This window comes from Cohnella mopanensis, assembly GCF_022352055.1.
Classification (GTDB): Bacteria; Bacillota; Bacilli; order Paenibacillales; family Paenibacillaceae; genus Cohnella; species Cohnella mopanensis.
This window is the reverse complement of sequence record NZ_JAKRWM010000010.1, coordinates 92,931-107,430: the sequence shown is the minus strand read 5'-3', so window position 1 is coordinate 107,430 and position 14,500 is coordinate 92,931. Positions and strand designations below refer to the sequence as shown.

The following is a 14,500-nucleotide window of genomic DNA, read 5'->3' as shown; positions in this document are numbered from 1 at the left end:
TGTCCTATCGCGATGACCGATACTCGACTAACGGGTATCGGTCATGCCGCATAGAACGCTTAAGGGGGGATTTCAATGCAGACATGGTTCCACGACCATCCGGTTATTTCCTATCTGCTCATCGTCGCCTGCACGATTTATATTTTTAACGCCGTATTCAGGATGGGGAAACTTCCGATTTTGAAGGAAATTCTCGTCCATGTTGTCCTTGCTATCGGATGTTTGGTTTTGTTGCTGCTGCAGCTTGATAAATTGCCGATCATTCAATGTATGGCCGTTGCGGTCGCCATGATGGCACTGCTCCGGATGCGTCAGTTTTATGACAAACGCAAAGCTTATCGCAACAACAAAAAAGGCGATTCACCGCAAGTGAATTCAGCCGATCCTCAATAGCTTTTCCTTGGGAGAGGGGAAACGGCCGTGTCTTTAATGGATGCGTTGTTCTATTGGCTTCAGATGAAGTGGGTTTCCTCCGCGCGTCCCGATGACGGGGCAGCAAGGGAGACACTTCTCTTTTTTGCGCAAATTTTGTCGGAAGACCACGAATTGACGTCGTTTGAGGTCAGCTCGGTCGATGCCGGGAAAGTGCATGTTACATACGACAAGGTAGACGGTTCCACTCGTACCGTATGGTTTGATCGGGAAGCCGTGGAGCAATTAAACCGGGATATGTTCGGTCAATCGGACGACACGGATGATGAGCCCGGAACAGAGGATGAGGAGGAACTGGTTTGAGTCAAGATACACCGTTGCCATCGCGCGGAAAAAGTCGAGCATCTTCTAATCCGAAACCAAAGCCTCCCGGAAAAAAAATCCGCTGGGGCAGAATCGCATTGATTTTGCTGGGTGTAATCATTCTGGTGCTGGGAAGCTGGGTCGCCTATTTATTTTTCGATAAATGGAAAGGCAACCTGGTTAAAATTGCGAAACCTGACGATGGCAAAGGTAGCGTGACCGTCCCTAAGGAACAGCGTGCGCAAGTCAAACCGATTTCTCTAGCCATACTTGGACTGGATACCCGAACCAAAACAGGCAGCATGAACACGGATGTCATGATGGTAGCTTCATTCAACCCCGTCACGAAAACCGCTACGGTCGTCTCTATTCCCAGAGACAGCGATTTCAACTTAGACGGTTATAAGAAGCATAAAGCCAACGGCTATTATGCAGCCTTCTTCATGAATGGGCGCAATAAAGAAAATCTCGAAGGCGATCTCGTTTCTGCTTATGCTCGGGATGAGACGCGCGAGTTGTTGTCCAAATTTTTCGAAATTCCTATCGACTATACGGCGGTAATCGATTTTAAAGGCTTCGTAGACGTCGTGGATGCTCTCGGTGGCGTGAATGTCACGGTAGACAAGGATATGCGCTATGTCGATACCGTAGACGGTACGGATATCGATCTGAAGAAGGGCGAGCAAGAGCTCGACGGAGAGCAGGCGCTTGGTTTCGTTCGTTACCGGAAGTCTAATCCCGGTCGAGGTTATAAGCAAACCGCGGCTTCGAGCGATTTTGAACGTAACGAGCGGCAGAGCCAAGTGCTCGGCGCCATCGCCGATCGCATGAAGTCCTTCAGCAGCGTTACGAAGGTTGGCAGCATTATGGACGCCGTTGGCGACAACTTGAGGACGGACATTCCCGCAACGCAGATCGAGAATATCATCACAACGTATTTCGGCATCAACCGGTCGGATATTCGCTTCATCCCATTAACCGGAACATGGAAAAGTCCTTACGTTTATTTGGACGAGGATAAGCTGCAAGAGGCAAAGAAGGCGCTTGCCGAGGAATTGCTACAGGATGGAAGGCCGGCTCCCTTAGCTGTGCCGACCAGTTCGCCATCCGCCTCGGAGTAACTCTATTTGTCCGTTGGAAACCGGATACCCCTGTGATATAATGGAACCAAACCAGAATTCCACTTAGGGGGGCTGCGGATGGTTCAAAGCAAACTTTCTGTTGCGGAAGTTACCCCTATTCCGACTCCGTTTTTTAACGATATCAGATCGGCTAACGTCTTGGAGTTACAAGCCGTTGTTGCCATGAGTAAAGCCCAGTGATCTCTCACTGGGCTTTTTTTGTCATTTTCCAAGCTTATTAACGGAACTGGTCCCCACGTTTTCCGGGGTTTTCGGAGGAATGATGTTTCTCGGAATTTGCGGAATGATACGTCCGACAATGTCGGCGAGCTCCTCCGCGAATCCGGAAATCGGACGGCCGTTATTGACATCGGCGCGAATTTCACGAACCCTTTGGGCAAGATCGATATCCGCGGTCACGACAGCGTCGATGCCATAAGGATCTTTACGGAAAGCTTCGGCAACCGCGTACTTGATCGTACCGACGCGGGAGCGTTCCATCTTCTCATCGACGTTGATGCCGACGATGGCGTACTTGCCGAACACGACGCAGTTAGCGGATTTAACGCCTTGTACACCTCGAGCAAGCGACTCCAGATGAGCGGCGACTTTTTTCGGATTGTCGATCTTCTTAGCCGCTCCTCTGTAGGCTTGAGCTTGCAGATGATTGTTTGCGGCATTCGGTGTTGCTTGCTTTTTACCACAGCCTGCGGAACCCATTGCGAGAGCAAGAATGACCAGCAATGCGGTTGCGCGAGCGATTAACTTATACTGCTTCAATTGAGTTCACCACCCTGGTTTGGAGGGATGCCCGTATTAGCCGATGTCGCTTAATCGTGCACGATTCGAAATCGGCTATCACAGGAGAAAGCGTTCGATGGTCATATTGTTTCCTCGTCATTCGCTCACTATGTAAAGTCAGAATTGGACAATTCTTGGTGTTAAACAACAAGTTCACCCAATAATCGACGAACCGGGAGGGAACACCCATGCGTAAAATTTACGTGATAGATACGAATGTGCTCCTGCATGATCCGCTCTCCTTGTTTGCCTTCGAAGACAATGAAGTCATTATCCCTTCAGTCGTTCTGGAAGAGATTGATTCTAAGAAAAGGCTAGCCGACGAAATCGGACGCAATGCGCGTAATATCTCTCGGGAATTGGATAAAATGAGGACCTTGGGACAGCTGCACAACGGAGTTGCGTTACCTAACGGCGGCTTGTTAAAGGTAGAGATGAACCATCGGCGCTTCGTGAGGGTACAGGAGTTATTCGGGGAGATGACTAACGATAACCGAATTCTCGCGGTAGCTTTGAATTACCACTTAGAGGAGCAGGAAAGCGGCGATCCTCGCCCGGTTATCATCGTCAGTAAAGATGTGCTGGTCAGGGTGAAGGCAGACGTGCTGGGGATTATTGCCCAAGATTACCTATCCGACCAAACCGTGTCGGTATCGGATCAATATACGGGTCATATGACGTTACACGTTCATCCTTCCGTAATAGACGAGTTTTACTCCACGCGATTTTTAGGGGTCAATCAGCTTGGAATCAAAGTGACCTTACATCCGAATGAATTCGTCATTTTACGGGATGAACTAGGCACTTCCAAATCGGCTCTCCTGAAGGTAACGTCGGATGGCAACCGGCTTGAACCGTTGCATATGAGCAACGATCCGATATGGGGAATTACGGCTCGCAACGCGCAACAACGAATGGCGTTGGAGCTGTTGCTTAACGATGAGATACCGCTCGTAACGTTAACCGGAAGAGCCGGAACGGGGAAAACACTCATTACGCTTGCTGCGGGTCTCATGAAGGTGGAGGATGAGCATAAGTTCAAGAAGCTGCTAATCGCGCGGCCGGTCGTGCCAATGGGCAAGGACATCGGGTATTTGCCGGGGGAGAAGGAGGAGAAGCTGCGTCCGTGGATGCAACCGATCTACGACAATCTGGAATTTCTGTTCGATACGAAAAAATCCGGGGATCTCGATAAAATATTGATGGGCATGGGCAGCATTCAAGTAGAGGCGTTGACGTACATTCGCGGCCGCTCGATTCCGGGACAATTCATTATCATCGATGAAGCTCAGAACTTGAGTAAACATGAAGTGAAAACCATCGTATCCCGCGTTGGCGAGAATAGTAAAATCGTATTGCTTGGCGATCCGGAGCAAATCGATCATCCTTATCTCGATTCCCAGAGCAATGGCCTTACGTATCTTGTCGAGCGCTTTAAGGAAGAAGGAATCAGCGGCCATGTTACGCTGGAGAAGGGAGAACGTTCGCGGCTTGCCCAGCTAGCTACCGAAAGATTATAATGCCGGTTACAGCTTATGCCATTCGATATCGCACTTGTATGCCTTTGCAATGCGGTCTGCCAAAGAGTCCAGCTGTCGGTCGATGAGATAGATCGTTCGGCCGTCACTCGTAAAGGAACCAATTAAATGTTCTTGCAGTTGTAGCAAGGCCGGAGCGGGTTCCGCATCCGGCTTTGCCGCGCTTAAGCCGAAGAGAGCGGTAAGGCTCAAGTCAAAGTAAATATTGCCGTTGCCGGTAACAATGGCATAATCCTCGTACAGCTCGCCGGGTTCTGTCCGATCGGAAGCGACCCAGACCAACTCGCAGCGTTCGAAGGCGACCCTGTATGGGGCGAGCCGTTCAATTACAGCGCTGAGATGCGCTTCCGAATCGACAATCCATAACTCTTCGTATCGATCGAGTAAAGCCGCATGTTCCTCGATCTCTTTTACGATACGAGCGTAAAATGCCGGGGAACTGCCGATCGGCAGTTGCATATCCAACCCAATAACTTTTTTCAGTACCATCTCTTCTCCAACCTTCGAACTGCTATTTTCACTATCATAACGGATAAAGCGCTTTCTAAAAAGGGGAGACAGGCAGGCTATGTCCTGTTATCATTAATAAGAAGCGGTTAACGATACGATGAAAAAGGTGAAGGCTGTGGCACGAAGTAAGTCGGCCTTAGTATTCTTATTGCTATGCATAATGGTTCTAATCCTATCACCATGGGCAGATGCACCTACTTCAACCGCACCGATTGCGGTCGTGCCCGACAACATCGAACCCTCAACTTACGTGGCTCCCGTACTGGATCTAGAAATTTCCGAATTAACGATCGAGGTCGCCATGGAAGAGCGGGAATTTGAGGAATTGGTCGCTCAGAATGAGGAATTTACTCTAATCCATCCGGATATCCATATTGAATTGCGACGATTAGACCCCGAACAAGCTTATTCAACGTATACGCAATCTTCCCAATTGGAAGAAGCGGCGGATATTATGCTAGTGTCCAACGAATGGGTCATCCAATTCGCCTCATCGGGGTATCTCTTACCCGCTGACTCCGCTTTCGCTGGCAAGGCGTTAGCCGAACAATTCGACGCACTAACCGCTCCTCTGAAATGGAACGGTATTTTGTGGGGAGTACCGCGTGACATGGATCCTTTCGTGCTCGTCTGGAATCAAGATCTGCTTAATGAATGGCTTGGTACTAATGTTGCATTCCCACTCACGTTAGAACAATGGTCCGCTTTGGCGGATAAGAGCGCCCAATCCGAAGATATAGTCTCTTGGCTGGCGATAGACGGTACGGATCCCTTGGCGCTGATGGCATGGCTAGAGAATGCTTCATCCCAGAGAAGCGACGGCATATGGACGGCGGATAACGATCCTTGGAGCGGAACGTTGTTTGAGCAAGCCTTACTGTTGCTAGAGCGGAGCAGACCTAACGTTCAGTTCATCGAATCAACGCAGGAAGCTGCGCGCGCCTTGAATGATAGAACCGCCTTGGCGGCGATCATGCCCTACTCCGAAGCCGCCACTCTGGTGGAGCAGCCTCGATCGGCCCCTGAGCCTAAGCTTGTCATCGACCATCATTCATGGAAGCTGCCCTTTGTATGGCCGCGCGGGAGTTGCTTTGTTATTTCCTCGAACACGAAATCGGAAGAAGCGGCTTCGGCTTGGATTTCCGAGATGACGAAAGACCAGATGCAACTGCGGATTATGGAAGAGGAAGGCAAGCTCCCGGTTTATCGTTCTCTCTACGATAGCGATAGGAAATTGTCCAATTTGATTCCAGGAAGAACCGGTCAAGGTTTCCCCAATCAATCACCGCTCTATTCGGGTCCGGAAATGTCTGCCCGGTTAGAGTATCTGCGTAACCTATGGACCCGATTTGCGCTAGGGAGTCTATCGTTAGAGGAATGGAAGCAGGAATGGTCATCCAATTATTGAGGGGAGGTTCCTCCCCTCGAGGGTCGAGTTATCCGCCAATCGTGAGCTGGACGATGAGTTTTCCGTTGTCTATTTCAACGCTTTGGGCTTTGACGTATTTGATCAGCTTCTGCGGATAGAAGCCGAGGTCGAATTCTCTTTCGAGATCCGCTCTGGTCGTATCGGGCAATTCTAAGCCATTGAAAATTAACTTATCTACATGGAAGCGGATGGCGTTCTCCGGTTCATTCTCTACGGTATATCGGCCTTGAATCTTGACCTGAATATTCCCGTTGTCTCCTTCCATGGTCAAGAGGCCATCCTCGAAAGTGAAGGCGAAGTCATTGAACCGTTTATCTTCTTTTCGCAAAAATTCGTTTAATTGGGCATCCGTAATCGTGAGCTTGGTTTTCAATCCGCTAGATTGAATAATCCCCGGTGTTTCCTTCACGAAGTCAGGTAGATTTCTCATGGCATCGGCAATCGCTTTGAAATGCTGTTTGACCTCGTATAATCCTACGTTCTTCCAATAAGCTTGAAGCTCATCCATTAATTTGAGCAGCATTTGCTGATCTCCGCTCGCGGCAAGCGCTTTGTCCAGTTCGCTCTGAAGGGCAATGATCCGCTCGCGCTGGGCAATGAGCTGAGAAGCTACGGCTGCTAAATCCTCTTTATCTTGTTGGAGCTTATGATAGCCTTTTTTCAACTGCTGATAATCGTTAGCATAGCTATTCATCGTATTATGATCGGATTGGACGATCATATCCATCGTATCCCATACGCGGATCAACTCGGGAAGTGAATTCGCGTTCAACAACGCGGATAGCCAGAAATCCTTATACCCCATATAATACGAACGAAGAACCCTACCGGCTTTTTCTCTTTGTACGGCTATTGCGATTTCTTGTTCGGCTAGCTTTTTTTCGCTGCTGTCGATTTCCGTTTGAGTCTTGTTCTTAAGCCCGGAGATTCGATCGATTTCTCTATCCAGCTCGACGACGGACAAGCTTTTCTCTAGAAGTTTTCTTGTCTCTTCCGGCAACGGTGCTGCATTGACGGGCAACAGGGCGACGGAGCGGGACATATAGATCAGCATAGTTAAAGCAACAAACATGGCGATAAGCCAACGACGCATCGAGGGTTCCTCCTTTCCTGTTGCGAGATCCTGCCGAATGCGTTTATGGGACGGACGAAGTTATGTACAATCCTATGTTATTATAATATGACTACATAGCGCGGGGAAGGTGTTTAAGGATTGAATAACACTTTATCGGAAACTCCTCTTACAGCGGTTCTGAGAGAAGAAATAAAGGGTAGCAACAGAATAGGAAGGTTGGATACCGGAGAAGAGTTGTCCGCAATCTCCTTTTATCATTATATGAAGCAATGTCTTTATCATCCCGAATTTGGATATTATCGCTCGGGGAACGCGAGAGTCGGCCGTGAGGGCGACTTCTATACAAGCGCCTATATCGGCGAGCTTATGGGGGAACAGCTGGCTGTAGAGCTTGCTCGCCTTGCAGAGCAATGGTTCACCGGGGAGCAGGCTTTCGATATTGTGGATTGGGGCGGAGGAACGGGCCGCCTTAGCCGTCAGATGTTAGAGGAATGGGAGTCATGGAATGAACAAAAGCGACCCCAACAAGAGTTCCGGCTGACGATAGTCGAGGACAATCCCGAGCATCGTCGAGTGGCCCGGGAGGAATTGGCTGCCGCTATTATTTCAGGCAAGGCTAGCGTCGAAGGAAGCGAAGCCGGTGAGAAATTGATCGAGGGCGATCGTCCAGTTTTCATCGTAGCTAACGAGCTACTGGACGCATTTCCAACGTATCGTCTCGTTCTTCGGAGTGGAAAGCTGTGGGAATGGGGGGTCACCTGGGAAGAAGGAAAAGGCTTATCCCCTTGCCTAATGGAACCCGTCGAACGACGACTTAAGGTATGGGTAGACGATGCTGGAATCGAATTACAAGAAGGCCAAACGATCGAAGTGAATTTGGCCGCTATGGATTGGATTAACCATTTAGCGGGGCGAATAAGCAGGGGAGTTCTGCTATTTATCGATTACGGGGACGTTACGGAGGAATTGTTCGCGCCGCATCGGATGGATGGCACATTGCTTTGCTATCGCAATCATAGAGCCCATAATAATCCTTACGAAGCGCCAGGCGAACAGGATTTGACTTCGCACGTCAATTTCAGTCATACACGCGAAGTTGTCGAGCTGCGAGGTTGGAAACAACTTTGGTATGGAACGCAAAAACAATTTCTGGTGAACTCCGGCATTTTGCATAAATTGAGCGCACATGCCATCACCGATCCTTTTCATCCGGTCGTGCGCCGCAATCGGGCGATTCGCCAATTGCTCTTGTCGGACGGAATGAGCGAATTATTTAAAGCGCAAATATTCGTCAAAGTCGAATGAATGCGAAGTGAATTCATAAAGTCAGCAATCGCATACCGGAAAGCTGCCGTTAACGGAAAAGGCTGCCTCATGTCTTATCAGACATGGGAGGCAGCCTTTATTGTGCTTTGTTATCACTTCTAGATTGGCGTATGTAACCGTTAGATGATGCTGGTTATACCGGGATTCCCATCTCGAACACGGTCCAATAGGTAAATCCAAGGAAAGCCAGTACCATGTATCCCCAGAACATCATGAGATACGTCCGTTCGGTGAAATTCAAATACCCGAGCAAGAAGAAAACAGCGGTTTGCATGAAGAACAACAGTGCGAATTCATACATGTCGCCAGCAAACGCCATTAGGGCAATTACCAGTGTCCAGAAGCCGAGCACCCTAAACATTCGTGCCATCGTATATTCCCCTCTCATACACACAAGACGATTTCTAAAGCATATTATAACGGTTGGACTAAAGAGTGTAAACAAACAAGTCGTGACGAATCGGCAAACTTTTCAATCCCATAGGGGATTCTAAACAATGTTGTAGCACTAATATCCCCGATAATCGATTAACTATGTATTTACTCTAAACGTCATATCGATTTTAGTTCAAAGGTATAGTGAAACGAAAAATGGATATAAATAGAAGTATCCGATAGATTCTATGAATTCTACTACGGGCATAGAAATGAAGAAAGCAGCAAAATATACGTGATTCTTAAGGAGGGAAGGGCACCCATGACGGCTGTGAGACAAGACGCATGGAGTCCGGATGATGATTTAATATTGGCGGAGGTAACATTACGCCACATCCGCGAGGGCAGCACCCAATTATCCGCATTTGAAGAAGTAGGACAGCGAATTGCCCGAACTTCTGCCGCTTGCGGTTTTCGTTGGAATAGTTGCGTCCGCAAGAGATATGATGAGGCCATCGGAATGGCCAAACAACAACGGCAAAAACGGAATTATCTCAAAAAACAAGGGATTTCCACCATTTCCGGCGCAGAACGTTTAGTCGTCGAAGAAGGAGACGGAGTGAAAGCGGAATTATTGTCCGCTGAATCTATGTCATTGGAAGCAATTATTCGTTATTTGCGCCAATGGAAAGGGACCGTACAAGAGATGAGCCGGCAAATTCGTCATCTGGAAAAAGAATTGAAGGATAAGGACGATCGCTTAAACGAATTCCGCGAAGTGAACGAACGGTTGTCTAAAGAGGTTAACGAGGTGCAGACGGATTATCGCGTCGTCAATGACGACTATAAGGCGTTAATTCGCATTATGGATCGTGCTCGCCGACTCGCATTCCTAACGGAAGAAGTAGACGAGGATCGCGCGAGGTTCAAGATGGATGCGAACGGTAATCTCGAGAGAATCGAATAGCCAAGAAAAGATCAAAACCCGTGGGGACTATCCTCGCGGGTTTTGCTTTGGTATGGTTAATGAAAACTAGGAAAAGGATTGGCTGACTATGGATAAAATCGCCGTGCTCGGCGGTGGCTCGCTTGGATTGCTGCTCGCTGGCAAGCTGAATGCATCCGGGTGCAATTGCGCCATATGGACAAGAACCCGCCGTCAGGCCGCTCTGTTGAATGAACGAGGGCTAACGCTAGAGAATCCAGTAGACAATCTAGCGAACAACTTCAAAGTCAAGGCAACGCCGATGGGAGAAGCGAACCTTGCCGACAATGGCGTAGTACTACTCGCGGTTAAACAGACTGCGCTGACTACGGAGTTCCTGCAGGAGCTTTCCGCCTCCATTCCGGTTGGCGGGGCGATCGTATTGTTTCAGAACGGCGTCGGTCATCGTGAGCTTCTGAAGCAAGCGTTGCCCGGCAGGGAGCTGGTTACGGCTATTACGACGGAGGGAGCGCTTAGACTCGACGAAACTACCGTTCGCCATACGGGAATCGGCGAGACTAGAATCGGCGTAGAGGAACAATTGGACGCAACCCTGTTAAGGTTCATCGAACTATTGTTGAAACAGGCAGGATTTTCCGTATTTTTGTCGAAACAGTTGGGAGAAGCAATATTGCGGAAACTGCTCGTGAATGCCGTAATCAATCCCCTAACGGCGATCTTGCGAGTACGCAACGGCGAGCTTATCGAATCCGCGGTTCGCCTGGACGCGATGAGATCCCTGTTCCACGAGACGTTCGATATCCTTAGCGCTTATGGATTAGAGGACGAGCACGGACTGTGGGATCATGTCCTGCAGGTTTGCGAGGCGACTCGTTTGAATGAATCCTCCATGCTGCAAGATATTGGGGCACGGAGAACGACTGAGATAGATTCCATTAATGGAGCGGTATGCCGAATGGCGGCTGAGCAAGGCAAGGACGCGCCATGGAACTTAGCCGTTACGACGCTAGTTAAAGCTATCCGTTAAAAGAGAGGAGAGGTAGCCCTTGAGTTTAATCTGGTCCGCCTTGGTTCAATCCTATGCATTTTTGGCGACAGTACCCGTTATCCCGTTCCTCCTCGTTTATTATGTCTCCTCCATTCGGGGGGGAGATCGGAAGAGAGCGATGCAACTCGCCATGGACGTAACCGGAGCATTCTTGTTAGGATGCGTGGCGATGTTGATCAATCGTCTGCTTCATACGGAATTCGGATTGTTTTTCCTGATCCTCATCATGCTGATTTGTGGCGGCTTGATCGGTAACGCGCAAAATCGCGTAAGAGGAAAAGTCGATTCGAGAAAGCTAATACGAGCGGTCTGGAGATTATCCTTCTTCGGATTGGCGCTGCTCTATGTTTTGTTAATGCCGATTGATGTTATCCGCTATTTTACTTGAAGTTGCTCAAGCAGAACCTATTCTCCCGTAATACTCCGCACACTCTCCAGTCTTGAACGAGCTCTTCAGCAGCTCAAGGCGTCTCCCCCTTAAAGCCCGAACACTAGAGTGCAGACAGATGTATACATGATCGAATACGACCTATTTAGTTAATCCCTTTATGCGCGATTTTTTTTGACGCGCTAACTGCTCTTGTGTACAATCAATTTGATAGTACAAAGACAGAACGGGGGAATCTTCCCTTTGAATATTTCATTTCTTAAGGAATCCAACAGTTCCTCCTTGGCGGAACGTTATCGGTTAGGAGATTTAGCGGTCGGTGAATTGTTCGGATGTCATCCATCCGAGCAAGAAAGCTGGGCTAAGAGAGCTTCCCGGCTCGATGAGAAGGCGGCGCAGAGAGCCAATCCAGCGAAGGTAGCCGAAGCGCTTAAACGTTATCAGGAAAAGCTACCTTACTTTCCGGAAGCCGCGAAATCGCTAGAGAAGCTTGGGCAACCGAATAGCTTAGTGATCGTAGGCGGGCAGCAAGCCGGATTGTTCGGAGGAGCGCTGCTGATCTTCTATAAAGCATTGTCCGTCATCCAAACCGCTCGAGAAGCGGAAAGAAAATTAGGCAGGCCCGTCATTCCCCTCTTCTGGATCGCCGGCGAGGATCACGACTTCGACGAGGCCAATCACGTTAATATTCAATCCGCGGAAGGTGGCATTCGGAGGGTTAGGGTCGAACGGCCTGAAGGCCCGCGCCTAGCTGTCAGCAGAACTTCGCTTACTTCCGGGCAATGGCATACGGCTTTACAGGAATTGGCCGCGCAATTGCCGGATACGGAATTCAAACAAAGCTTGTTGGAGCGGTTGCAAACCCATGTCGCGGATGCGCCTACATTGAGTCTCGCATTTGCCAGGTTGCTTGCGGATTGGTTCGGAAGCATGGGGCTTGTGCTCCTTGATGCCGACGATCCGAGCTTGAGGGCGCTGGAAGGCCCGATGTTCCGGGATCTCATTCTTCGCAATGACGAGCTCGAAAGCGCCCTGAAACAAGGGGAACAGTTGGTGCTCGATCGAGGTTTCAACCTGCAGGCCGAAACGACTTCCGGGAGCGCGAATTTATTCCTTCATCACGAACAGGGGAGACTTCTGCTCCATAAAGATGACGAAAGCTTTATTGACCGTAAGGGCAATGTAGCCTACTCTAGGGAAGAGATGGTGGCGCTAACGGTCGACCATCCGGATCGATTAAGCACGAACGCGCTGACTAGGCCTCTCATGCAGGATTATTTACTGCCCGTGCTCGGGGCCGTATTAGGTCCATCCGAGATAGCTTATTGGGGAATTCTCGGTCCTGCATTCCGCGAGTTCGGATTATCTATGCCGATATTGGTGCCGCGCCAATCTTTCACTTACTTAGAGCCAAGCGTCGCTAAGCTGTTGGACAAATATCATTTGTCTGCCGAAGAAGCATTGTCTGAATGGGCAAAGCGGAAATCGGATTGGCTAAGCAAGCAAGACGAGTGGAAAATAGAAGAGCAATTCGAGCATGCTAAACGGCAATTTCTCGAACTGTACGCCCCGATCATGGCTACCGTATCATCGGTGCAACCTGGGCTTGCTACATTAGCTGCGACCAATCAGGACAAAATCATAGAGCAGATGAAATATTTGGAGTCGCGGTCGATCGACGCGATCGCCAAACAGCATGATTCATCGCTCCGCCAATGGGATCGGATCCAGATCTCGCTCTCTCCCTTGGATAAGCCCCAAGAGAGAGTATACGGAACCATTCATTTCTTGAATCGGTTCGGGCCGGATTGGCTAGCCTTGTGGATAGACGTGCCTTACGAGGCGATCGGCGGACAACGGCTAGTAGAGGGTTTGACTACTTAATCGAATACTATGGAGGAATTATTTTATGAAAACAGCATTAAAGAGTATCGTACGCGATCCATCTCTCGCACCTGAAGGTAAACTCAAAATCGATTGGGTGCAAGCCCATATGCCTGTTCTGAACCAAATTCGCAAGGAGTTCGAACGCGATCAGCCTTTCAAGGGATTGCGCGTAGCGATCTCGCTTCACTTGGAAGCTAAGACCGCTTATTTGGCTAAAGTCGTGCAAGCGGGCGGCGCGGAAGTTGTCATTACCGGAAGCAATCCGCTGTCGACCCAAGACGACGTGTGCGCGGCGCTCGTAGAAGACGGAATCGCGGTTTACGCCAAATACAATCCGGATCCGCAGGAATATAAAGACCTAATGGTCAAAACGTTGGAGACGAAGCCGGACCTTATTATCGACGATGGAGGAGATCTCGTATCGATCCTTCATTCGGAACGCCAAGACCTGCTTGCCCAAGTACGCGGCGGAGCCGAAGAAACGACAACAGGTATTTTGCGTCTGAAAGCGATGGAGAAGGATGGTTCTTTGAAATTCCCGATGGTTGCCGTTAACGACGCGTATTGCAAATATTTGTTCGACAACCGTTACGGTACGGGCCAATCCGTATGGGATGGAATTAACCGCACGACGAACTTGGTCGTTGCCGGTAAAAACGTCGTCGTCAACGGATATGGCTGGTGCGGCAAAGGCGTCGCAATGCGTGCCAAGGGGTTGGGCGCAAACGTAATCGTGACGGAAGTGGATGCTATTCGCGCAGTGGAAGCTTACATGGATGGATTTACCGTGCTTTCGATGGAAGAAGCGGCGAAAGTCGGCGAATTCTTCGTAACGGTGACGGGCAATAAAGACGTTATTCGCGGCGAGCATATTGCGAATATGAAAGACGGAGCAATTCTGTCGAATGCCGGACATTTCGATATCGAAGTGAATCTTGTTGAGCTTGCCGAATTGTCGGTGTCCAAGCGAGTCGTTCGTCGAAACATTGAAGAGTATGTCCTGAAGGACGGACGTAAAATTTACGTTCTTGCCGAGGGTCGTTTAGTGAACCTTGCGGCCGGAGACGGACATCCGGCGGAAATCATGGACATGACTTTCGCGTTGCAAGCGATCGCTTTGCGTCATGTGAACGAGAACTACGAGAGCATCGGCAGCAAGGTCGTTAACGTACCTTACGAGCTGGATGAGCTTGTTGCCCGTACGAAGTTGGAATCGCTAGGGATTAAGATCGATACGCTTTCCGAAGAGCAGAAGGCCTATCTGGACAGCTGGGCATCCCACTAATTGTGTAACCGAACAAACCCTAAAAACGTTTATTTC

Annotated in this window: 16 protein-coding genes; 12 read left to right on the top strand and 4 right to left on the bottom strand. The window is 49.4% G+C overall.

The features are described from left to right. The first annotated feature begins 75 nt into the window (after positions 1-75). The 4 genes from L3D05_RS16425 (at position 76) to L3D05_RS26480 (ending at position 2,057) form a co-directional block, all read left to right on the top strand. Positions 76-393: a YlaH-like family protein gene (locus L3D05_RS16425; protein WP_239617391.1), complete on the top strand. Its 318-nt coding sequence runs from the start codon at positions 76-78 to the stop codon at positions 391-393. Positions 394-429: 36 nt separating this feature from the next. Continuing rightward, complete coding sequence (locus L3D05_RS16420; protein WP_239617665.1) at positions 430-735, top strand: hypothetical protein; 306 nt, start codon at positions 430-432, stop codon at positions 733-735. Then, positions 732-1,856 (top strand): LCP family protein, encoded by a 1,125-nt coding sequence (locus L3D05_RS16415; protein WP_239617390.1) that lies wholly within the window; start codon positions 732-734, stop codon positions 1,854-1,856. The genes L3D05_RS16420 and L3D05_RS16415 overlap by 4 nt, the downstream gene beginning before the upstream one ends. Positions 1,857-1,934: 78 nt before the next feature. Next, a complete protein-coding gene (locus L3D05_RS26480; protein WP_255807564.1) occupies positions 1,935-2,057 on the top strand; it encodes a hypothetical protein in 123 nt (40 codons plus the stop codon). Between the two features lie 21 nt (positions 2,058-2,078). Here the strand turns inward: L3D05_RS26480 and L3D05_RS16410 are convergent, their stop codons facing one another. Further along, positions 2,079-2,636: a YhcN/YlaJ family sporulation lipoprotein gene (locus L3D05_RS16410; protein ID WP_239617389.1), complete on the bottom strand. Its 558-nt coding sequence runs from the start codon at positions 2,634-2,636 to the stop codon at positions 2,079-2,081. Positions 2,637-2,845: 209 nt separating this feature from the next. Here L3D05_RS16410 and L3D05_RS16405 point away from each other — a divergent pair, with 209 nt between their 5' ends. Then, positions 2,846-4,177, top strand: a complete 1,332-nt coding sequence (locus tag L3D05_RS16405) for a PhoH family protein (RefSeq protein ID WP_239617388.1) — start codon at positions 2,846-2,848, stop codon at positions 4,175-4,177. Between the two features lie 6 nt (positions 4,178-4,183). On the opposite strand, the gene L3D05_RS16400 is transcribed toward L3D05_RS16405, so the two are convergent. Continuing rightward, positions 4,184-4,684, bottom strand: coding sequence for a hypothetical protein (locus L3D05_RS16400; protein ID WP_239617387.1), 501 nt, complete (start codon positions 4,682-4,684; stop codon positions 4,184-4,186). Positions 4,685-4,820: 136 nt separating this feature from the next. Here L3D05_RS16400 and L3D05_RS16395 point away from each other — a divergent pair, with 136 nt between their 5' ends. Next, on the top strand, positions 4,821-6,113 hold the full coding sequence (locus L3D05_RS16395) for an ABC transporter substrate-binding protein (protein WP_239617386.1): 1,293 nt from the start codon (positions 4,821-4,823) through the stop codon (positions 6,111-6,113). Between the two features lie 28 nt (positions 6,114-6,141). Here the strand turns inward: L3D05_RS16395 and L3D05_RS16390 are convergent, their stop codons facing one another. Beyond that, entirely contained in the window at positions 6,142-7,227 is a 1,086-nt protein-coding gene (locus tag L3D05_RS16390; RefSeq protein ID WP_239617385.1) for a coiled-coil domain-containing protein, read from the bottom strand. Positions 7,228-7,347: 120 nt separating this feature from the next. Between L3D05_RS16390 and L3D05_RS16385 the strand changes: the two genes are divergently transcribed. Further along, positions 7,348-8,514 carry a class I SAM-dependent methyltransferase gene (locus L3D05_RS16385; protein WP_239617384.1) on the top strand — a complete coding sequence of 389 codons (1,167 nt, stop codon included), beginning with the start codon at positions 7,348-7,350 and terminating at the stop codon, positions 8,512-8,514. Positions 8,515-8,668: 154 nt separating this feature from the next. On the opposite strand, the gene L3D05_RS16380 is transcribed toward L3D05_RS16385, so the two are convergent. Next, entirely contained in the window at positions 8,669-8,905 is a 237-nt protein-coding gene (locus tag L3D05_RS16380) for a DUF2626 family protein (RefSeq protein ID WP_115990744.1), read from the bottom strand. A gap of 327 nt (positions 8,906-9,232) precedes the next feature. Between L3D05_RS16380 and L3D05_RS16375 the strand changes: the two genes are divergently transcribed. The 5 genes from L3D05_RS16375 (at position 9,233) to L3D05_RS16355 (ending at position 14,464) form a co-directional block, all read left to right on the top strand. Next, a complete protein-coding gene (locus L3D05_RS16375; protein WP_239617383.1) occupies positions 9,233-9,877 on the top strand; it encodes an RsfA family transcriptional regulator in 645 nt (214 codons plus the stop codon). Between the two features lie 88 nt (positions 9,878-9,965). Continuing rightward, on the top strand, positions 9,966-10,883 hold the full coding sequence (locus L3D05_RS16370; RefSeq protein ID WP_239617382.1) for a ketopantoate reductase family protein: 918 nt from the start codon (positions 9,966-9,968) through the stop codon (positions 10,881-10,883). Between the two features lie 19 nt (positions 10,884-10,902). Further along, on the top strand, positions 10,903-11,292 hold the full coding sequence (locus tag L3D05_RS16365; protein WP_239617381.1) for a DUF3397 domain-containing protein: 390 nt from the start codon (positions 10,903-10,905) through the stop codon (positions 11,290-11,292). A gap of 243 nt (positions 11,293-11,535) precedes the next feature. Continuing rightward, entirely contained in the window at positions 11,536-13,176 is a 1,641-nt protein-coding gene (bshC, locus tag L3D05_RS16360) for a bacillithiol biosynthesis cysteine-adding enzyme BshC (RefSeq protein ID WP_239617380.1), read from the top strand. A gap of 25 nt (positions 13,177-13,201) precedes the next feature. Then, positions 13,202-14,464, top strand: a complete 1,263-nt coding sequence (locus tag L3D05_RS16355; protein WP_239617379.1) for an adenosylhomocysteinase — start codon at positions 13,202-13,204, stop codon at positions 14,462-14,464. Positions 14,465-14,500: the final 36 nt, after the last annotated feature.